Below are 20,811 nucleotides of genomic sequence, written 5' to 3'. Positions count from 1 at the left end.
CGAAATGAACTCCAGCAACGACAATCCATTGATCGATCCCGACGAGCAGAAGGCCTATCATTGCGGAAATTTTCTTGGCCAATACGTCGGGCTGGGGATGGACCATCTGCGGCATGCGCTGGGAATGATGGCCAAGCACATGGATACGCAAATCGCCCTCGCCGTCACCCCGGCGTTCAATCACGGTCTGCCGCCTTCCCTGGCGGGCTCGGAATCGGAAGGCGTTAACATGGGATTGAAGGGGCTTCAGATTTGCGGCAATTCGATCGTGCCGCATCTGGAACACTTAAGCCTCCCTTTGGTGGACCGCTTCCCGACTCATGCGGAGCAATTCAATCAAAACATCAATAGTCTCGGTTTCGGCGCCGCCAACCTGGCCCGCCAATCCATCGATCTTTTCCGCCATCATTTGTCCATCGCCCTGATTTTCGCGATTCAAACGGTGGATTTGCGAGCAGCCCGGATGCGGCCTGGCACCGCATGTCACCAATGGCTTTCACCCGCCACGGCTGTCCTTTACCGCAAGGCCAAGGCGATGCTCGGTCGTGAGGCCGAAACGCCTCGCCCGTTGGTGAGACACGATCACGAGCAAGCCTTGGATATCTGGGTGGAGACGCTGGCGGAGGGCTTGCAAGCAGGCGGGGCGCTCCGGCAGATGCAAAACCCCTCAACCCCATCCGAGGTATGACAACGCGTTCGGTGGAAGTGCGGTGGGCTGCGAGCGCGGAGGAACAGGAGGCAGTTTACCGGTTGCGCTACGAGGTGATGACCCTGGACGGGTATCACGCGCCGTGTGAGTCGGAGCGTCTGACGGACGCTTTTGACTCAGGCATCGGATCCCGGCTCCTGGTTGCCTGGGTCGGTCAAGTTCTCGCGGGGTCGTTGCGTTGGACGAAGCAAGTGGATGGAAAATCGCCGGCGGCTGCCTTTTGCGATTTCACTCCTTTTCTGGACGCAGGGGCGGCCTGCGGCAGCCAGTTCGTCGTGCGCAGGGAATACCGGCTGGGTCATGCGGTGAGCATTCCGTTGCTGGAGTCGTTTCATGATCTTTGCCGGGCCGAACGATGTCCTCAGGCGTTCGGGGTCATGAACCCGCGAATCGCCGGGTTCTTGAAGAGGCACGGCTACCAAGAGGTGGGTCCGGTCGACATCCATTCCGGCACAGGACTTCCCTTTGTGCCGATGGTCCGATGTTTCAAGACGCCGCCCAAGGTCGTGGCCGCATCGACTCGATGAACACCTCGCGACGGATCAGTATCGAGCTGTTCGATCCAAGCCTCCCGGATGAACGCGCCAAATTGTCGGAATGGATGGACAAGACTCCACGCGAGGACATCTCCGACACGCTGGATGCCCAGCTCGAAGAATTGATTCGATGTCGAATGCCTGGCCGTCGCGACCCGGTTGAAGCCACGAGGATCAGGCAATCCATCCTGGGCGGGATCGCACCGGCATTCTTCGGCCGCTGGGTCCGCTACCCTTGGTCGCGGCGACTGTTGCGCGTGCTTCCTCCGGAAGGGTTCGCCGAGCTTCGATGGAGCCGCAATCGAAACAAGATCACCGCATCCGAACAGTCCGTCTTGCAGCAAAAGTCGGTGGGCGTCGTAGGCCTATCCGTGGGAAACAGCATCGCAAACGCCCTCGCCCTGGAAGGAGTCGGCGGTTGCCTTAAACTGGCGGATTTCGACGCGCTGGAACTCTCGAACCTCAACCGCGTCCGTGCGTCCCTGGCCGATTTGGGTCTCAACAAGGCCGTGATCGCGGCCCGTCAAATAGCGGACGACGAGAAGAACTCATTCATGGCGCGTCGCGCGATCACCCGGTTGAAATGTGAACAGTTCAACCACATGCCCATCCGGATCCTTGAGGAACAATTGCTCGGCACCATCAGGGCGGCGGCGGCGGCCCATCGGAACGACTTCCTTTCGCTTGAGTGAATCCTCCCAGGCAGGCAAGTCGTCCACCCGCAGGGCAAAGTGATTGCCCCGGTTGTGCGCGAAAACCGGTTCCTGCCGCCCTCCAATGATATGCAGTTCCTGCGCCGGGCCGAGCCTGAACCAAGCTCCCGGGAAGTCAAACGCCGGCCGGGCCATCGGCTCAAGCTCCAGCACGCCGCCATAAAATGCGCAGCTCGCCTCGACGTCATTGACATGAATCGCCACATGATTGAGCTCAAGGATCTTCACGGAGCGAATTCTGCCATCGTTTCCGAATGGACGCCAGCATCCCGTCGGTGCGACCAGCAGTTCTCATTTTGACTGATAAGGTAGGGCGCGCACTCCGTTGCGCGCCGAAATCGGGTGTTCCCAAAGGCAGCGCGCACGGAGTGCGCGCCCTACCCACCAAAATGAGAACGGGTGCGGTGCGACCAAGTCTCCCGGTCTGAAATGCGACTTACCCGAGCGGGCATTCACCTGAGGCGCATATTTTCGTTGAAATCTCGCGATGCCTACTGCTTCGTTCCCATGCCCTTTGCGGGCCGCTCGGGTGCCAACCGCCCCAGTGGGCGCCGAACCTCGGGCTGCGATTTGAGGAACTCATATGTTACGCATGCTTCAACACTGGAAGGCGGCCGCCGCTCCCCTGGCCCTGGCGGTCCTCCTCGCTCAGGCGGGTGGGTCCCACGCCGCCGCCCCCTCAGCGTCCCAAGGCGTTGCCACCGTTCGCGAATATCGATCCATCGGCGGCGTTCATCTGTCCCGCCTCAAGGAAAGCCCAAGGCACCCTGGAAACCCCGATGCGGTGGCCTATGCGACTTCGCTCGAGTGGCCTGCCGGTGAGGGCGGAAGTCTGCCGCCCACCCATGCGCGCAATCGTTACGGCTGGACAATCTCCGGCTATCTTTATCCTCCCACCAACGGCGTCTATACCTTCCATCTCGCCGCCAGCGACGAAGCGGAATTCTGGCTCAGCGCCGACGAGAATCCGTCTCGAGCCAGCTTGCTTTGCCGGGAACCCTTCGGCAACGGGATCCGGGCTTACCTCACCGAAAACCGGCGCAGCCGGGTGGACGTCGGTTCCCCCAACGAACGCCTCGAGAACGTTTCCGTTCCGGTGACCCTCAGCGCAGGCCGGCCCTACTGGTTCCAAGCCTTGGCCAAAGAAGGAGGCGGCGGAGAAAACCTCGCCGTGACCTGGACCAGCGGGAGGCTCCGAGCGGTGGACGGCCAAGCTCCAATCCCAGGCGAGCACCTCTCATCCGATAACAAGAATTCCGGATCGATTTCATTCCTTCAGCAGCCCGCCGCCCAATCCGTGTCCGAAGGCTCCTCCGTCAAGCTGAGCGTCGAAGTCGATGGCACACCGGGTTTCCGTTATCAATGGAAGAAGGACAATACCGCGCTGACCGGCGCGACGAACGCCACGATTGTTCTCCGGGCGCGGCTGCAAGATTCCGGCGATTATTCGGTTGAAGTCTCCAACCGGGAGGGCGCGCGTGCTTCCGCCCCAGCCCGGCTCACCGTCACACCGGATACGCAAGGCCCCGCCATCGGTCGCGTCAACGTGGCCGGAAACCTCAATACCGTCCTGGTCAGCTTCAACGAAGCCCTGGAGAAGTCCTCCGCCGAAGCGTTGACGAACTACACCATCAATGCCGGCATCACCGTGCAATCCGCGTCGTTGAGCGACGATGGCACCGTGGTCTTTCTCAAAACTTCACCCCACTCTCCCGGCCAGGAACTGGAACTCTCCGTCAGCCACGTCAAGGACACTTCCGCCGCCGGCAATCTCATCGCCGCCGAAACGAAGTTTCGCTTCAAGACCCAGATCTTCACCCGGCACTTCGCAACGCTCGAACGATTCCGCCTCAACCCCCCTCCCGAAATCCTGGACGGCACACTTCACCGCGGCGTGCTGGACGGCAATCCGGCTCCGGTTTCATACGCGACGCTGGCCCAGTTCGAAGCGCCGACCGGCGCGGAAGGCGAAACAGCCGCTCGCCTGCACGCCCATTTCATTCCCCAAACCACGGCCCGCTACGTCTTTTACAGCGCCGCTTCCGGCCCGGCCGCTCTCTATCTCGGCAGCGACGAGGACCCTCGCCGCGCCGTGCTCATCGCCACCGAACCCCAATGGAACCTCGACCGCGACTGGCTCACCCGTGATCGACGCAACCCCGAAGCCGTCGAGAACAAATCCGCCCCCATCGCCCTCCAAGCGGGAAAACGCTACTACCTGGCTCTGGCCTTTCGTGAAGGCGAAGGTGGAGATGGCGGCGCCATCACCGTGAAACGTGAGGAAGATCCCGATCCGCGCCCGGGCTCTGCGGCATTGCGGGGCGTTCAGCTCGGAACTTGGTCCGATCCCAACGGACAAGAGCTTGAGATCGTCAAGCATCCCACCGACCAGATCCTGCTCGAAGGTCGCAGCGCAACGTTCCAAGTCGAAGTCAGGTCCAATTCGGGCGCGATTGCCTATCAATGGAAATTGAACGGCGTGGACATTCCGGGCGCCAACGCCGCCACCTACGCCACCCCCCCTCTCCAAGTGTCCGATACCGGCGGGAAATACAGCGTCGAAGTGACCATCCCCGGCGTGATTCGGGTTTCCCGTGAAGCCACGGTCACGGTGCAACCCGATCGCGAACCGCCCCGCGTCGCGTCCGTCAGCGCGCTGCGCCGGGAAGCGACCGGCTCCCACGAAATCACGGTCGCCTTCGACGAAGAAATCAACGCGGCGGACGGGGCGAACGCCGTGAATTTCTCGATCACACCCGGAACCATCACGCGCTGGAACCATCTCCCCCGATCCTCCGCCACGGTGCTCGCCGTGAAAGGCCTGGCCGACGACGCGGTCTTCACCGTCAGCGTGAAAAACATCCGGGATCGCCTCGGCAACCTGCTCCCCTCGGCCGAACATGCCGGGACCAACCGCTTGACTCAGTGGGCTCAGATCGGAGCGAACGAACTCCGGCTGGGAGAATCCGCCGTCGCAGCGCGGGGATCCGACGGCTTCGATCTCTACAGCGGCGGTTCCCTTTTCCGCGACGCCTACGATGAAGCCTCGTTCGTCTTCGAGAAACTCACCGGTGACTTCGACAAGAAAGTCCGCATCCAATTCCAGGATCCTTCCAGCGAGTTTGCACGCGCGGGACTCATGGTTCGCGAAGTGCTAAATGAAGGCCAGTCACGCCAAGATCCCGGACCTGCCTTCAGCCGCTTTCAAGCGGTTCACGTCCATCCTTCCCGCACCGCGTCAGGCGCCCCCGCAAGCGACTCCTTTGAAATGCTCCACCGGGCCTTTCCCGGAAGCCTGTCCACCGCCTCAGCCCCCCCCACTCCCACCACCCCCGAGGAATCGCAAACTTGGGTCCGGCTCAAGCGCGTGGGCCAAGAGTTCTCCATGTTCCGCTCCTCCAACGGATCGGATTGGATGCTGCTGGGACGCCAGCGTTATCCCGACGTGTTCGGTTCCATCGATCCCTCCGGGAATCCCGTCCCAGCCTTTCCCGAGACGCTGTTGATGGGTCCCTTTTATGCCCCGGAAACGGGAACTCTTTCAGAAACGGGCAATCTCCGAGGAATCTTTAAAGCGGAGTTTCGCCAATACAGCGACGTCATCATCGAATCCGCGCCGGGCCCCATTTCCATCAGCACCAGTGGCAACAACCTCCGGTTGACGTGGAGTGGACCGGCGATTCTCCAGTCGGCGCCGGCGGTGGACGGGCCTTGGACGGATGTTCTTGGAGCCGTGAGCCCTCACACCGTCACGGGCGATCCAAACTCCTCAAAATTCTTCCGTCTGCGGCGGTAACGGGGTTGCGAAAACGTGCGTTCACGGGTTAGTCTGAGCCTTCAGCCTCATCCACGACGCACGCACATGGCTCAAGCACACATGGACACCAGCGAGCGGCTTCGGCGCCCGCGCCCCGCCGCGGCATCCCTCGTGTCCGCCTGTGTTTTCGGGCTGTCTCTTCTCGGCGGTTTCCCCGCGCAAGCCCAGTCCACACCCGAATCTTTCGAACGGAAGATCAGGCCGCTGCTGGCTGAGCACTGCGTGAGTTGCCACGGGCCCGAGAAACAAAAGGGTCATTTGCGGCTGGACGCCCCGGAGTTCATCCGGGCCGGAGGCGAAAGCGGTCCGATTCTCATCCCCGGTAACCCGAACGAATCCCGACTCATCCAGGCAGTCCGCTACGCGGAGGAGACGTTCAAAATGCCTCCCAAGCAGAAACTGCCCGCCCCTCTCATCGAAACATTGACTCGATGGGTGCAGGATGGGGCCGCCATGCCCGAAACTCCCGCCGCATCGACTCCGCCGGTACGAAAAGAGTTTTCGATCGGACCCGCAGATCGCGCCCACTGGGCGTTTCAACCGGTTCGACCGCCTCGCGTTGCCGCCCGACCCCCGAGCAAAGGGGGCCCCCACCCGATCGATGTGATGATCGACGCCGGGCTTCGGAAAGCCCGTCTCGCCGCCAATGGAAGAGCCCATTCGCGGGAACTCGTGCGCCGCGCGTTTTTCGATCTCGCGGGACTCCCACCCTCTCCGGAGGACGTCGCGCAATTCGAGTCGGACCCCTCGGAAGCGGCTTGGGCACGACTGATCGATCGGCTGCTCGATTCGCCCCATTATGGCGAAAAGTGGGGGCGTCACTGGCTCGACCTCGTGCGTTTCGCGGAAAGCAACAGCTACGAACGGGACGGTCCCAAACCCCACGCCTGGAGGTACCGGGACTACGTCATCCGATCCTTCAACGCGGACAAGCCGTTCGACCGCTTCATCCTCGAACAATTGGCGGGCGATGAACTGCCTTCACCTGACGCGGAGTCCATCATTGCCACCGGCTACTACCGGCTCGGCATTTGGGACGATGAACCTGCCGACCGCGAACTCGCCCGCTACGACGGACTCGACGACATCCTCGCCACGACCGGGCAGGTCTTCCTGGGCCTCACCATCGACTGCGCCCGCTGTCATCATCATAAGATCGACCCGATTTCCCAGCACGACTATTACCGCCTGCTCAGCTTCTTTCAGAACATCAACCCCTACCGGAACGGAGGAGAAACCGACGAGGTGCCCGTCTTTGGGAATGACATGGAGCGCCGCGATTTTGCCAGCCGCAAGCAGGCCCACGAACTCCGCGCCGCGTCCCTCCGCAAGGAAATCGACGACTTCAAAATCCTCATGCAGGACCGCCATGCCGGGAGTGATCCCGCACGGCGCAGCGCCTTCAATGACGAAATCATCGCGAAGGAAGGCGCGCGCCTGCTCGGCGACGAGAACTGGAAGCGCTTTTCAAACGCGAAAGAACAACTCGAGAAACTCAAGCGAGAGACGATCCCCGCCGCGCGCGCCCTGGCCGTGACGGAAGCGGGATCCAAGCCAGGCGAAACCTTCGTGCTGCTGCGCGGAAATCCCGCGCTCAAAGGGGACCGAGTCGATCCCGGTTTCCTCGATGTGCTTGGAGCATCCACCCGCCCGCCCGAGATGGTGGCGCCCTCCGACCGGTCCAGCGGGCGACGCACCGCCATCGCACGCTGGATCGCGGCCCCCGAGAACCCCTTGACCGCCCGCGTGCTCGCCAATCGGTTGTGGCAATATCACTTCGGCCGCGGCCTCGTTCGCTCCTCCAGCAATTTCGGATTGCAGGGGGACAAACCCACGCATCCCGAACTGCTCGACTGGCTCGCCGCGGAACTGGTTCAGGGCGGCTGGAGCCTCAAGCGCATGCATCGCCTCATCATGAGCTCGGAAGCCTACCGGCGGTCCTCCCGCGGCCGGGAAGACGCGCTTCAAAGCGATCCCATGAACCACCATTTCTGGCGATTCGACCCTCGCCGTCTCGCCGCCGAGGAAATTCGCGACGCCATCCTCTCCATTGCCGGCAATCTCAATCCCAGAATGCATGGCCCGGGCGTGTATGTGGACATTCCCAAAGAAGTGCTCGCCGGCCAATCCCAACCCGGCAGCGGCTGGGGCAAATCCAGCCTCACTGAACAATCCCGGCGGAGCGTTTACATCCACGTCAAACGCTCCCTGCTCACCCCGGTTCTGGACAGTTTCGACATGGCGGAAACAGACCGTTCCACACCGATTCGCTTCGCCACCGTGCAACCGACGCAAGCTCTCGGCATGTTGAACGGCGATTTCCTGAACCACCAATCTGCCGTTTTTGCCGAACGCATCCGAAAAGAGCGCGGGAACCATCCCCGCGGACAGGTCGAGCGAGCCCTCGCATTGGCCACCTCAAGAATCCCATCCCCGCCGGAAACCGACCGGGGCGTCAACCTCATGGAGGCGTGGAGGCAAAAAGATGGACTTTCCGCCGCAGAGGCTCTGCGCCAATTCTGCCTGCTCGCCCTGAACTTGAACGAGGTCATCTACTTGGACTGAACAACCCAACCCGCCGCCGCATGAGCACCCACCCCTCCAAGCAATTTTGCCGACGCACCCGGCGCGAGTTCCTCTGGGAAACCGGCGCCGGATTCACCGGTGCCGCGCTCACCGGGTTGTTGTCCCTCGATTCCTTTTTCGCTCCAACATCCGCGCACGCCTCCGCCCCCTTCGCCAATCCGCTCGCCCCTAAACCCCCCGCGCTACCCGCCAAAGCACGCAGCGTCATTTTCCTGTTCATGTACGGCGGCCCCAGCCAGGTCGACACCTTCGAATACAAGCCGGAACTTTACCGCCTGGACGGCAAGACGATTCCCGTCAGGACCTTCGGCCGCGGAGGCAAGCGCAACGAGGGCCGCGTCGTGGGTCCCAAATGGAGCTTCAAACCCTATGGCCAATCAGGCAAGTGGATCAGCAGCCTCTTCCCGCATCTGGCCACCTGCGCCGATGACATCGCGTTTGTCCACTCGATGACCGCGGACTCGCCGATTCACGGTTCGGCCATGCTCCAAATGAACACCGGGAAGATTCTCTCCGGAAGCCCTTGCCTCGGTTCGTGGGTCAATTACGGCCTGGGCAGCGTCAATCAAAACTTGCCCGGGTTCGTCGTCATGCTCGATCCCTCCGGCGGCCCCATCAGCGGAGCCAAGAACTGGTCCAGCGGCTACATGCCCGCCACGTATCAAGCCACCCTGGTCCGCTCCGCCGGCGATCCCATTCTCGACCTCAACCGGCGTGAAGGCACCGGCGAATCCGCCCAAAGGCGGCTGCTGGACACTCTCAAGGATTACAATACAGAACACTGGCAAGCCCGGCCCGATCACTCAAACCTTGCCGCCCGCATCGCCAGTTACGAGATGGCCTTCAGCATGCAGCGCCACGCACCCGAGGCGGTGGATCTCACCCACGAGTCCGCCGCCACCCGGTCTCTCTACGGAATGGACGACAAGCGCACGGAGGAATTCGGACGGCGCTGCCTCCTCGCCCGCCGCCTCGTGGAACGGGGCGTCCGCTTCATCCAACTCTATGCCGGCGGCGCCCACAACGACGACAATTGGGATGCGCACGGGGACTTGATCAAAAACCACGAGTATCACGCCGGACGCACGGACAAGCCGATTGCCGGACTCCTCCAGGACTTGAAGCAGCGCGGCTTGCTCGACAGCACGCTCCTCATTTGGGGAGGAGAGTTCGGACGGCAACCCACCGCCGAATATGCCGAAGGAACCGGACGCGATCATAACGCCTACGGTTTCACCATGTGGATGGCCGGAGGCGGCATTCAAGGAGGCAGGTCCATCGGTGAAACCGACGAACTCGGATCCGCTGCCGTCACCGAACGCCTCCACGTCAAGAACCTGCACGCCACGGCTCTGACGTTGCTCGGACTGGATCCCGACCGGCTTTCCTACTTTTATGGTGGACTCGACCAGAAACTGGTCGGAGTTGAAGGCGCGGAAATCATTCGCGGGATCACGTAGCCCCGGCTTATCGCAGTTTCTCGATTTTCCCTTCCTCGTTGATCCGAATCTCCCGCGCCCCTGCAGGCAACGCCCCTTCCATCACCCTGCCTCCCGGCCAGACAACTTGGATCGCCGACGGGGGTGACGGCTGGGGAAACACCAAAATCGTGCTGTCCTGAGACAAGCTCCCACCGCCTCCTCGAACTTCCTGCCGCGGACCCCACGTGTCTCCATGACGAAGTCGTGCCGAAAGCCCCAACGCGGAGGGATTCCGGCGAGGGCCGGCGAATCGCACTCGGAGTCCGGGTTTGCCCGCGGCGTTCCGAAAAACTCGGACGGCAGCCGCATTCTGTGCGACAGCCAGATCAGGCCTTCCGTCTTCATCCCAGTCTGCCACCGCGCATCCTCGTTGTTCACCATAAACCCTCAGCCCCGTTTCCTCGCTTGAGGCCGCACGCATTTCCCCGCGTCCTATCCCGAACAGGAGCAAACCTGTTCCCGCATCCAAACGCCCATCCTCGGGACGCATGGCGAAAAAATTTTCCGCCAGAAACAAATCCAGCAAACCATCGCCATTGAAATCAGACGCCGAGATGCCGAAAACCGGCGCCCATTGCGCCGGCGGAGGCAACTTCAAGGGCTCGAACTTCCCCCGGCGATTGAGCCAGGCTGTGGTCTCGAGGGTGGACACCCACGCCTTCCCGGCTCCCGGCGCCCAGTCACCCAACACTTGGGAAAGCGAGGCCTTCCCATAATCGCGATGAGTGGCGAATCGTGATCTGGCCATCGGAATGGCCTGGGACATCCACTGCAGATTGCGCAGCGGAACCATCGCGTTCAAGGATGGCTCCCATTGCGCTTCGACCAAATCGAACTGACCGTTGCCATCGAAATCACCGTAAACCAGCTCCATGGGATGCGCGGGAGAAGCCGTCCATGGTGTATTGGCACCCCAATTCCCCGCCACCAAATCCATCAACCCATCCCCGTCGAGATCCGCACTGCAAACGGAATTCCAGCGCCCGTGCGGCCCCCCCAAACCCCAGTCTTCAGTCGCCTCCTTGAGCTTGCCACGCTCATTGGCAAACACCCGCACCGGTCCCCAGTCCGACGCGAGCACCAATTCCGGAAATCCGTCCACATTCAGATCGCTCCAGAGCGCCGCCGAAACCATGGAACCGGAGCCATGCTGGTCTTTCCACTCCCGATCCAATCGCCAAGCGTCCCCTTCCCACCGATACAACCAGGAAGGGACGGGTTCCGGATACCTGCCCCACTTGAGCCGCCCTCCCACGAAAAGATCAAGATCCCCGTCCCCATCCATATCCGCCGTTGCCAGGGTGGCCGGAACAACTCCCGCACCCATTTCCAAGGGCATCGCACGATCCAGTTGGAGCTTTGGGTGCCATCCCAAAACTCGGGCAGGCGAGCCCGGGGGACTCTCGTAATTCGACAAGAGTGCCGCAAGCATCGGAGCCTCGCCGTCTCCCATCCCCAATGCGAGGCCAAGAACATCATCGGTCAGATTGGTCCAGATTCCACTCAGCGCCACCGCTTGAAACGAGCCAGCGCCATCACCTTGAAACAAAAGCGCACGTCCGCCTCGGCCGCCCCCAAGAAACAAATCATCGTGCGCATCGCCATTCAAGTCCGCCACCGCCACACCCGGTCCAAGCTGGCTGAAACGATGAATCAATGCGGGCTGGCGCTCGAAATCATTGAACAGCGATTCCTCATGCCGCTGACCCACACGCCCCGTCCAATCCTCGAAGAAGGGCACGCTGGCCGGAACAGCGGAAAGGCTTCGTCCGGATCGAGAACCCGCCTCCGCGGGTTCCTCGATTTCATAGAGATGACCCGGCAAAACAGACTCGACCTTTGAGGCAGCGCCGCTCCGCCAGAACACTTCAATCGTCATCGACCCTCGAGCGACGCCGGCGGCAAAAACCCTCTTGGCCTCATCCCCCGAAAGGTAGCGTCCCCCGGCGATCATTTCCTGGGACTGAAAAGGCACCGCACCACCGCGAACCACGATCCGGGCGCCGATGCCGGACGTGTTCCCCCCGCGCCCCCGCAACTTCACCGCCACACGCGCCCCGCCCGCATCATTGCGATACACCAACGGCGGAGCGTTCAACACATTGACCACCACGTCCAGATCACCGTCCCCATCCAGATCCCCCAAGGCCATGCCATGCGAAACTTCAGTCGAATGGAACCCCCAGGCCATGCCCCGTTCTTCGAAAGTCAGATCGCCGCGGTTGCGAAACGCGAAATTCGGCGTCTTGAGCTCCGGATAGGCCTCCAGCTTCTTCAGGCTCTCTCCCGGCACGCCCCGCCCCACCGCGCGCGAACGATCCACCCCATCCAGATCCTGCGCGTCAAACATATGACCATTGCCAATCAGCAAATCCTCAAATCCGTCCAGATCCACATCGAGAAACACCGAAGACCATGTCCAGTCCGACGCTTGCAGGCCCGAAGAACGCGCCAGCGCGCTGAAGGTGCCATCCCCTCGCGCCCGCATCAGGCTGTTCTGCCGGACTTGCGGGCGATCCTCAATTTCTCCAATGGGATGAGGCAATCGCTCGTTCCCGTCCGCCTGCACCATCCTTAAAACGTGGGAACGGCTGAGCATGTCCGCCAGAAAGAAATCGAAGTGACCGTCCCGATCCACGTCCGCAAAATCCACGCTCATCGAAAAATTGCTCGTCTGGCGGAGGGCGAGCCGCGGGAGCGCCCGAAAAACTCCGCGCCCGTCATTGATCCAGATTCGGTCCGGAGTTTGAAAATCATTGCACACATACAAATCCGGAAAACCATCCCCATTGATGTCCCGAAACATGACGGCCAGCCCAAAATCCCACGGGGACGAAGCCAGCGGCCGCCCATCCTCATCCAGAAACGCTCCTCCTGTCCAAGGGACAGGCACGAATCCCCCCTGGCCGTCGTTGCGATAAAGCACATCGGGCTCGCCGTATTCAACCATCTTGCCGTCGTCCCGAATGCGAATGCGATGACGGAATCGTCCGATCACCTCATCCTTGCCATTGACTTTCCTCGTCGCCGGCATTCCCCCGCTGCGCAGCACGGAAATCTCCCCGTAGTTCGCCACGTAAACATCGAGATCGCCGTCGCCATCAATATCCGCAAACGCCACCGAGGTGCTTCCCGTTCGCATCACCTCTCCCGGCGGCAAGACCGCCTCCCGAAAGGCACCCTTGCCTTGATTCCAATAAACGCTGTTGGGCCCTCCGCACGCGGTCACCACCAAATCAAGTCGACCATCTCCATTCAAGTCGGCAAAGGCCGCGCCGGTCGAAACCCGCCCACCTCCTTCCACGCCCGCCTCCACCGCCACATTTCGAAAACGCCAGCCACCCAGATTCTGGTAGAGCGCGTTCTTGCCGGTCAAAGAACACAGGTAAATATCGCAAAGGCCATCACCGTCGAAATCCCCCAGGGCCACACCGGAACCGTTCATGAAATTGTGGTTCGCCGCCGCCCGCGCCACCGAAAGCATGTTCGTAAATGAAATGCCCGACTCCGAGAGCGGAACGAGCGAGAAACCCGCGTGGGTGGTCGGCGACTGGGTAACCGGCAAAGGTTCGGGCTGCTTTCCACGGACCGACTCCGCAGCCTCGCAGGGTCCCGCCAGAAAAACCCAGAGCGCACCTCCCACCCATCCCATCCGCGGCCGAAGCCAGGGCAACCACCAACTCATGTGTCGGGAGAAGAGGATGAGTCGCCCGGAGACGCCGCCCTCCGCTTGAATTCCGCCAGTGCGGCTAGGGCCGCGCTCGCCTCAGCCGCTTTCTTGCTCTTGCCCGCACCCCGTCCGATCACGATGCCGCGATGCGACACTTCGCATTCGAAAACACGGTCGTGGTCCGGACCGCTCGTGGAAAGCATCTGATACCGCGGGGGCTCGGGAATCTCCGATTGCAACATTTCCTGAAGGTCCCCCTTGGGATTCTCCAGATTCGGGAGAATATCCATCTCCCCGAAGGTCTCGCGAAACTGACGTAATACAAATGTTCGCGAAACATCGAAGCCGCCATCCAGGTAAATCGCTCCCAGCAAGGCTTCAAATGCGTCCGCCATCGCGGAAGCCCTTTGACGTCCCCCGCTGAGCTCCTCGCCACGCGACATGCGCAAGTAATTGCCCAGCCGCAACTGTTCTGCCTGCTTGGCCAATGTCCGGCGGTTGACGAGTTGGGCACGGGCCTGCGTCAGGGGACCCTCGCCGAGCAAAGGAAATTTTTCGTACAACTCCCGGGTCAAAACCAACTGCAAAACAGCGTCCCCCAGAAACTCCATGCGCTGATTGTGCTGCATCCCTCCCCCTTGCTCATGCACCAGCGAGGGATGGGTGAGAGCCTCCAGAAGGAGTTTGGAATTTCGAAAACGATACTCCAACGCGGCTTCCAATGGGGCGAATTCGCTCACCTCGTCCCTTCACCGAATTGCGGTCATGCCGAAACACTCACCGGTTCCGCCGCCACCGGCGCGGCTTCGGCAGCCCCCTCCCTCAACAACCCGGACACCTCCCTCTGGAGCGGTTCGAGCTGGTCGAGCTGGAGGCCAGGGTCGAGAATCATAAAACTGTCGCCAGACTTTGCGTGTTCATACACAAAAGTCCGCCGGCCCTCCGCCAGCACCTGGGCTTTCACCTTCAAGATCCGCCGACGCTCCAACATCACGGCCAGAATGTAAATCACCCCAGCCCGCGCCGGATGCCCCTCCCCGACAAGCCGCCTGAGCAAGGATTCCGCCGTTTCCTTCTGAATCGGATCCGGCGGTGCGGGCGGTGGCGTCACGAAAATGCCCTGCCAATGTGAAACGGGACTTCCCTTCGGACCCGCCCCTCGCACCGCTTCATTCGACCAACACGCCTCGCACCAATCGTGGCGCTCAAAAACACGGCCCGTGTCCACCAAAAGAGTGTGATAGACCGCCTGATCCTGAAAGGCATGCGAGCACGACTGGCAGGCGCGGGCACGAGACTGGATGTTCCATTCCATATCCTTCGAGCAGCTTTCCTAGATCAGTAATTATGGTCCAGCAAGCCCTGGCCGCAATCTCATTCTTTTTTCGTGCGGCCTTGGGTCGAGCCGGTTACCGTCAGCCGATGCCGCGCCAGTTTCTTCGGAACTTTCCAATCCCACGCCGGGGACGAAGGATCGTTCTGACTCTGCCGTGGATTTCGGCAAGCCTCCTCGCGGCAGCACAGCCGGAACAATTGCTGGTGTACTCCGCGGGTCCGCTCCGCCTGCGTCCACAACTTGCCAACGCCATTTCTTTCGACGACAACGTCTTGTATCGACCCTCCACGCAAGCGAAGAGCGATTTCATCCATACCATCTCCCCCGGCCTGGAAATCGAACTCGGCACCCCAGAAACACGCTACCAAGCTCTGTTCGATTACGATTTTCTCAATTACACCTACACCAGCCTCAGCGCACTCAACCATCAAGATCATAGCCTTTCTCTCAAAGCATCGCTCCAGGGGGACCGAATCGCTGCCAGTCTTGTCTCAGCAGCCAGCCGTTACACCGGTATCCTCGGCGGCGGTAGCATCCTGAACGAAGTCGGAAGCTTCAGCAACCTGGGAGCCAACGTGAATCGTTGGGTGTTTCGAGACGAGCTACGACTCGGCTACGTGGTTACGGAAAAACTCCAAACGCACGCCCTGGGTCATTTTGACTCCATTGATTATGCTGAAAACCTGCCCCTGTATGACCAGAATACTTTGCGTGGAAGTCTTGGGGCGAGTTACCAGGCCTTTTCTAAAGTTTCCCTGTTCTCCGAAGCCTATTACGGCCAGGTATCCTCCACCCCGAACTTCGAGACTGCCAAACCCCCTCACCTGAAACAAGGCGGTGCGTTCCTCGGGGCCAAAGGGGAGTTCACGCCCCGCATCCAGGGGAGCGTTCAAATGGGCTATGAAATCAGAGAATTCGGGGACGGGACCGATGTCCCTGGAGTCCCGGTCGTTCTCGCGTCCCTGAGTTACCAAATGACCGAAAAACGAACCGCTTCCCTCAGTTACACCCGCTCGACCGGCGTCTCCGTCGAAAATGCAAACACTTCGTTCGCTTCGGACACGATCCTTTTTGATCTCTCCCAAAAATTGGGCGTCCGAGAGAAATGGACGGGTAATCTGACCGCCCAATACCGCATGGATAACCGTGAAAATCGCGCCGGCTCGGCGGACGGCGAGGACTCTTACTATTCCATCGGTTTTCGACTTTCCTACCAAATCCAACTATGGTTGAGTACGGCCTTGGCCTACGTGCATGAAAGTTACTCGTCCTCCGTTCAGGGCACGGTGGATTATCAGGTCAACCGAGTCACGCTGTCGGTTTCCGTGGGATATTGAAGATGAAGACGGAGCGCGTTCAGAATTGCATCAACATGTTCAAACACTGGTTCGTGGCGCTGCCCTTGGCAGCCATCCTTGGCGCTGTCATTTTGGGGCTCGGCTCGGGCTGCGCACTACGAGGGCGGCAGGCCAAGGCGATCGATGTCTCAACACGGGAAACCTCGTCGGCTTCAGAGGGCTTGGAACCCCAGGCCTCGTTGAACGAGAAAGATTATCGGCTGGCCCGCTCTGACAAGATCGTGGTCACCGTGGTTGGGGAGAAAGATTTCGACCAGATCGAGCAACGCATTACTTCCACCGGAACCATCACCCTCCCGTACCTCAAAGAGGTCGAAGTGAAGGGGAAGACCACCGCCGAATTGGTCGCGCACCTGCAAATGTTGCTGCGCAAGGACTATTTCACCGATCCGCAAGTGGTGGTCAGTGTCCGGGAATACAGCAAACGCACGGTGACCATCATCGGCCAGGTCATGAAACAAGGCATCGTCATGTTTCCCGCCGAACAGGGCATGAACATCATGGAAGCCATCGGCGCCGCTGAAGGCTTCACCAAGCTCGCCAACACCAGCCGGATCACCATCACCCGCCGCGACAAGGTCATCTCCTTCAACCTGCGCGCTCGCCAGCGCAATCCCGAGAAGGTCAAACTCATCGAACTCGAACCCGGGGACATCGTTTTTATTCCGGAATCCAGACTCTGACCCTGATCTCCTCTATTCTATGGAAACCCCAGGAGCATCCTCCACACAAACCGAGGGATTGAGCGAAAGCCTCACCCTGCGACACTACCTCCATGTCGTTCTTGAGCGTCGCTGGCTCGTCGTCACCGCGTTCATCTCCGTCCTCATCCTCTGCCTGATTTATCTGGCCCGCGCCGTTCCCATTTACCAAGCCTCCGCCCGGCTCCAGATCAACAAGGAATCCGAGGGAGTGCTGAACGTGCGGGACATGATTTCCGGATCCACCCAAGACCACGACTACCTCCAAACCCAATACAAAAACCTCCAAAGCCGGACCCTGCTGGAGGTCGTGGCGCGGAGAGCCAAGGTCGACCAGGATCCCCGCTACGCCACGGCATTCGACAAGGTCGCCGCCCTGAGCCGTGACGTCAGCATCGCTCCCCTCCGCCTGAGCCGGCTCGTGGACATTCTCGTGCTCCACCCTGATCCGAAACGCGCCGCCGAAATCGCAAACACCATCGCGGAGACATTCATCCAGCGGAACTTCGATCAAAAAATGGGGCGCCTCACCAACGCCCTCACTTATCTCCGGGACGAGGCCAACCGCCTCGAATTGGACGTCGAACGTTCCGAGCGTGATCTCAAGGATTACCGGGACGCCAAGAAAATGCTTTCGCTCGAGGACAGCCAGAACGTGGTCCTCCAAGCCTACAAGCAAGCCAAACTCAATTTCGATGCCGCCGAATCCGAAGCCGCCTCCTCCCGTCGCGTCGCCGACGAAGTCCGCAAAGCCAACGCCACGGGCACCACCATGGATGCCCTGCCCCAAGTCGTGAACCATCTATTGGTGCAAAAACTCAAAGGTGACCTCGCCGCGCAAGAGTCAGGACTGGCCGCTCTGACCAACCGATACGGTCCCCGCCATCAACTCGTCTCGGCCGCGCTCGATCAGATTGCACGCAACCGGGAGGCCCTGCGCAACGCCTCGCAAGAAATCGTCGCTTCCATCTTGCTTTCTGCGGAACAGGCGGAATCGAAACGCGAAAGCATGCGCACCATTCTCAAAGACGCCGAACTCCGCCAAACCGAATTGAACGAGCTCAAAATCAACTACGAAGTCCTGGCGCGCAAGGCGGAGAAGAACAAGGAATTATACACCCTGGTGCTCAAAGCGATGAAGGAGACCCAGCTCTCTCAGAATGACAAAACCCAAAACATGCTGCTCGTCGACCCCGCCGTCCCGCAATCCAAACCGGTAAGGCCGCGCGTGGTGTTGACCGTTCTGCTCGGAATCCTCGGCGGTCTCGCCGCCGGCGTGGCCTTGGCGTTCTTCGTGAATTACCTGGATGATTCGATCAAGAGCCAGGACGACATCGAATCCTACCTCAAACTGCCCTTCCTCGGCTACGTGCCCAACATCAAGAGCAACAGCGTCGTGGAGCGCGACCTCCAGTCCCACACTCAACCCCAATCGACCGCCGCGGAAGGTTTCCGCACCGTGCGAGCCGCCATTTCGCTTTCACCCAAAGCCGACCGCTACATCACCCTCTCCGTCACCAGCACAATCCCGTCCGAGGGCAAATCCCTGGTCGCTTCCAACCTGGCGATTGTGACCGCGCAAACGGGGCTCAAAACGCTCCTGGTTGATGCCGACCTGCGGCGGCCCTCCGTCCACAAGGCGTTCCAGCTGCAAAGTCCGGTCGGGCTTTCTGCCTACCTCCAGGAAAAAGTCGGCAACATCGACGAAATCGTCCATGCCACCGAGGTGGCTCATCTTGATGTGATTTGCTGCGGAGCCATCCCCTCCAATCCGTCCGAACTCGCGGGTTCCAGGCGCATGCGCACGTTTCTGCAAGAGGCACGATCCAAATATGATCGCATCGTTCTGGATTGCCCGCCTGTTTCCGCCGTCTCCGATCCCCTGGTCATCGCCTCCATGTCCGATGGCGTGGTGTTCGTCACCAAATTCAACAAGATTCGCCGCGAACACGCCCGCCGCTCCATCCAGCGCGTTCAGGATGCCGGCATTCATCTGGTCGGCGTTGTCCTCAACGACATCGACTTCGAAGGCAAGGATTCCTACTACTACTCGTACTACTACTACCAAAACCGTTATTACGCCTCCCACTACAAGTCCGAAGGCAAGCCAGGATCCCCAGGCAAACCGCCCGTGAGCGGCGGCAAACCAGCCGCCTGACTTCCCAGCCCCTTCCCAACCAAAACGCCCGCCGATCGCCAAGACCGGCGGGCGTTTCGCTTTCGCAGCAGAGGAAATCCGTGTCGCCTCAGCTCAGAATCCGGCGTCCCTCATCCAAAAAGATGCCCTGGAACATCATCTTGAGCGCCTCGGGATTCGACGCCTTGGTCAACGCTTCCTTCTCGCTGACCTTGTTGGCCTTGACCAGATCGTAAAGGGCTTGGTTGAAATTCTGCATCCCGTCGTCCCGGCCCGTTTCGACAGCCGCCCCCAGCTTATCGAGGCGGTTTTCCTCCAGCAGTTTCTTCACCGTTCCGGTGTTGATCAAAATTTCCAAGGCGGGGGTCATTCCCCCTCCCATCGCTCCAACCATGCGCTGGCAAATCACGGCTTGAAGAGTTCCCGCAAGCTGGCGCCTGACTTGCTCGCGCTCTTCCGCCTTAAAGAAGTCCAAGATGCGGCTCACCGACTGAGAGGCGTTGGTCGTATGAAGCGTAGAAAGAACCAAATGCCCGGTGTCTGCCGCGCTGATCGCCGCGGAAAAACTTACCGCATCGCGCATCTCACCCACCATGATGATGTCCGGATCCTGACGCAGAATATGCTTCAAGCCATGCGAAAATGAAAGCGTGTCCAACCCCACCTCACGCTGCTCAATCACCGACTGATTGTCCTCAAACACAAACTCAATGGGATCCTCCAAAGTGATGATGTGCTTTTTCGAGTGCGCATTAATGTGCTCAAGCATCGCCGCCAGCGTCGTGGATTTGCCGCAACCCGTCGCGCCAGCAACCAAAACAATGCCGCGGGGCGAGTCGGCAATTTTCTTCACCACGTCCAGCAACCCTAACTGCTCAAAGCTCAGGATTTGCGTTTTCACATATCGCATCGCCAAACAAAACTCGCCTTTCTGCTGAAAGAGGTTGGTTCGAAACCGCCCGACTCCTGGCGCATGGTACGAAAAATCCACCTCCCGCTCCGAATCCAACCGCGCTCGTGCGTGAGGTGGCACAATGTGCGCGACCACATTCTCCATCCATTCCGCGGTGGGACTCGGACACTCAATGGCCACCAGGTGACGATTGATGCGGAAAATGACCGGATAACCAATCTTGATGTGAACGTCGGAAGCGCCGCCATCAATGGCGGTCTTCAGGATGCGATGAAAGATTTGCATGGGGCGGGAAATCTAGCAATGAACGTGCCGCCCTGGCGAGTTGGAGTTGCATGGGCGGCCAGCCTCCCCCCCAACTCCTTGAATCCCCGAGGGTGCAGGGAACACCCACCGTCATGCTGTAAGTGGTTCCACCCCAGGGTTGGAAAGCCACCACAACCCCTTTCAGAATCCTTGGCCGACACCCCCAACCGCTCAATCTAAAGCCTCACCTCGGACCCAAGTGCCAACGCGATGGATGCGTGAATTTCCACCCCATGACGACGCCGCTTCACTCGCCACGTGTCGAACTCCACCCGCAAATTGGGATCCCAACGCCCCCGATCCTCGGAACGGCAATTCAGCGGCGTCGAGATGCGCAAAAGCTTGCAAGGACGTTCCCGAGGCGGTGCATTCCATGACCCCACTCTATTTCACATTGGACCTGCATCCATCCCCCAGGATAGCCGACGCCGAAACTCGTTTGGTGGCCAGCAGTGGTGCCAACTCGGTCTGCTCCAACGGTTCCAAAATCATCTCGAGGGTCCGCTCCAACGCGCCTCGATTCTCTTGCACCACTTCCGCCGCCCGCT

The 20,811-nt window shown here is 60.4% G+C and carries 13 protein-coding genes; 8 read left to right on the top strand and 5 right to left on the bottom strand.

What is annotated here, in order from left to right; translation table 11 throughout:
- The first annotated feature begins 4 nt into the window (after positions 1-4).
- Both FJ404_14250 and FJ404_14245 read left to right on the top strand, forming a co-directional pair.
- A complete protein-coding gene (locus FJ404_14250; protein ID MBM3824023.1) occupies positions 5-688 on the top strand; it encodes an aromatic amino acid lyase in 684 nt (227 codons plus the stop codon).
- A gap of 376 nt (positions 689-1,064) precedes the next feature.
- Positions 1,065-1,937: a hypothetical protein gene (locus FJ404_14245; GenBank protein ID MBM3824022.1), complete on the top strand. Its 873-nt coding sequence runs from the start codon at positions 1,065-1,067 to the stop codon at positions 1,935-1,937.
- Here FJ404_14245 and FJ404_14240 read toward each other — a convergent pair.
- A complete protein-coding gene (locus FJ404_14240; GenBank protein ID MBM3824021.1) occupies positions 1,794-2,186 on the bottom strand; it encodes a glyoxalase in 393 nt (130 codons plus the stop codon). The two genes, FJ404_14245 and FJ404_14240, sit on opposite strands and share 144 nt — an antisense overlap.
- A 355-nt stretch (positions 2,187-2,541) precedes the next feature.
- On the opposite strand from FJ404_14240, the gene FJ404_14235 reads away from it, so the two are divergent.
- From FJ404_14235 to FJ404_14225, 3 genes are all read left to right on the top strand, one after another.
- Positions 2,542-5,754 carry a hypothetical protein gene (locus tag FJ404_14235; protein MBM3824020.1) on the top strand — a complete coding sequence of 1,071 codons (3,213 nt, stop codon included), beginning with the start codon at positions 2,542-2,544 and terminating at the stop codon, positions 5,752-5,754.
- Between the two features lie 66 nt (positions 5,755-5,820).
- Positions 5,821-8,340 (top strand): DUF1553 domain-containing protein, encoded by a 2,520-nt coding sequence (locus FJ404_14230; GenBank protein ID MBM3824019.1) that lies wholly within the window; start codon positions 5,821-5,823, stop codon positions 8,338-8,340.
- A complete protein-coding gene (locus FJ404_14225) occupies positions 8,337-9,821 on the top strand; it encodes a DUF1501 domain-containing protein (GenBank protein MBM3824018.1) in 1,485 nt (494 codons plus the stop codon). The genes FJ404_14230 and FJ404_14225 overlap by 4 nt, the downstream gene beginning before the upstream one ends.
- 7 nt (positions 9,822-9,828) lie before the next feature.
- Here the strand turns inward: FJ404_14225 and FJ404_14220 are convergent, their stop codons facing one another.
- From FJ404_14220 to FJ404_14210, 3 genes are read right to left on the bottom strand one after another with little or no spacing between them, the layout of a single operon-like run.
- A complete protein-coding gene (locus FJ404_14220) occupies positions 9,829-13,527 on the bottom strand; it encodes a hypothetical protein (GenBank protein MBM3824017.1) in 3,699 nt (1,232 codons plus the stop codon).
- Positions 13,524-14,252, bottom strand: a complete 729-nt coding sequence (gene rnc / locus FJ404_14215; protein MBM3824016.1) for a ribonuclease III — start codon at positions 14,250-14,252, stop codon at positions 13,524-13,526. Before rnc ends, FJ404_14220 begins: the two co-directional genes overlap by 4 nt.
- 23 nt (positions 14,253-14,275) lie before the next feature.
- Entirely contained in the window at positions 14,276-14,827 is a 552-nt protein-coding gene (locus tag FJ404_14210; GenBank protein MBM3824015.1) for a hypothetical protein, read from the bottom strand.
- Positions 14,828-14,859: 32 nt separating this feature from the next.
- Between FJ404_14210 and FJ404_14205 the strand changes: the two genes are divergently transcribed.
- From FJ404_14205 to FJ404_14195, 3 genes are read left to right on the top strand one after another with little or no spacing between them, the layout of a single operon-like run.
- Positions 14,860-16,185 (top strand): hypothetical protein, encoded by a 1,326-nt coding sequence (locus FJ404_14205; GenBank protein MBM3824014.1) that lies wholly within the window; start codon positions 14,860-14,862, stop codon positions 16,183-16,185.
- A gap of 2 nt (positions 16,186-16,187) precedes the next feature.
- Positions 16,188-16,889 carry a polysaccharide export protein gene (locus tag FJ404_14200; GenBank protein ID MBM3824013.1) on the top strand — a complete coding sequence of 234 codons (702 nt, stop codon included), beginning with the start codon at positions 16,188-16,190 and terminating at the stop codon, positions 16,887-16,889.
- A gap of 19 nt (positions 16,890-16,908) precedes the next feature.
- A complete protein-coding gene (locus FJ404_14195) occupies positions 16,909-19,065 on the top strand; it encodes a polysaccharide biosynthesis tyrosine autokinase (GenBank protein ID MBM3824012.1) in 2,157 nt (718 codons plus the stop codon).
- Between the two features lie 88 nt (positions 19,066-19,153).
- On the opposite strand, the gene FJ404_14190 is transcribed toward FJ404_14195, so the two are convergent.
- Positions 19,154-20,242, bottom strand: a complete 1,089-nt coding sequence (locus tag FJ404_14190; protein ID MBM3824011.1) for a PilT/PilU family type 4a pilus ATPase — start codon at positions 20,240-20,242, stop codon at positions 19,154-19,156.
- Positions 20,243-20,811: the final 569 nt, after the last annotated feature.

The organism is Verrucomicrobiota bacterium (genome assembly GCA_016871495.1).
Taxonomy (GTDB): Bacteria; Verrucomicrobiota; Verrucomicrobiia; order Limisphaerales; family VHDF01; genus VHDF01.
This window is presented reverse-complemented; position numbering and strand designations above follow the sequence as displayed.

Excerpts from the sequence above, each read along its gene's own strand:
- FJ404_14250 (MBM3824023.1), top strand. The coding sequence starts at position 5 with ATGAACTCCAGCAACGACAATCCATTGATCGATCCCGACGAGCAGAAG.
- FJ404_14245 (MBM3824022.1), top strand. The coding sequence starts at position 1,065 with ATGTCCTCAGGCGTTCGGGGTCATGAACCCGCGAATCGCCGGGTTCTT.
- FJ404_14235 (MBM3824020.1), top strand. The coding sequence starts at position 2,542 with ATGTTACGCATGCTTCAACACTGGAAGGCGGCCGCCGCTCCCCTGGCC.
- FJ404_14230 (MBM3824019.1), top strand. The coding sequence starts at position 5,821 with ATGGCTCAAGCACACATGGACACCAGCGAGCGGCTTCGGCGCCCGCGC.
- FJ404_14220 (MBM3824017.1), bottom strand. The coding sequence starts at position 13,527 with ATGAGTTGGTGGTTGCCCTGGCTTCGGCCGCGGATGGGATGGGTGGGA.
- FJ404_14210 (MBM3824015.1), bottom strand. The coding sequence starts at position 14,827 with ATGGAATGGAACATCCAGTCTCGTGCCCGCGCCTGCCAGTCGTGCTCG.
- FJ404_14205 (MBM3824014.1), top strand. The coding sequence starts at position 14,860 with ATGGTCCAGCAAGCCCTGGCCGCAATCTCATTCTTTTTTCGTGCGGCC.
- FJ404_14200 (MBM3824013.1), top strand. The coding sequence starts at position 16,188 with ATGAAGACGGAGCGCGTTCAGAATTGCATCAACATGTTCAAACACTGG.
- FJ404_14195 (MBM3824012.1), top strand. The coding sequence starts at position 16,909 with ATGGAAACCCCAGGAGCATCCTCCACACAAACCGAGGGATTGAGCGAA.
- FJ404_14190 (MBM3824011.1), bottom strand. The coding sequence starts at position 20,242 with ATGCAAATCTTTCATCGCATCCTGAAGACCGCCATTGATGGCGGCGCT.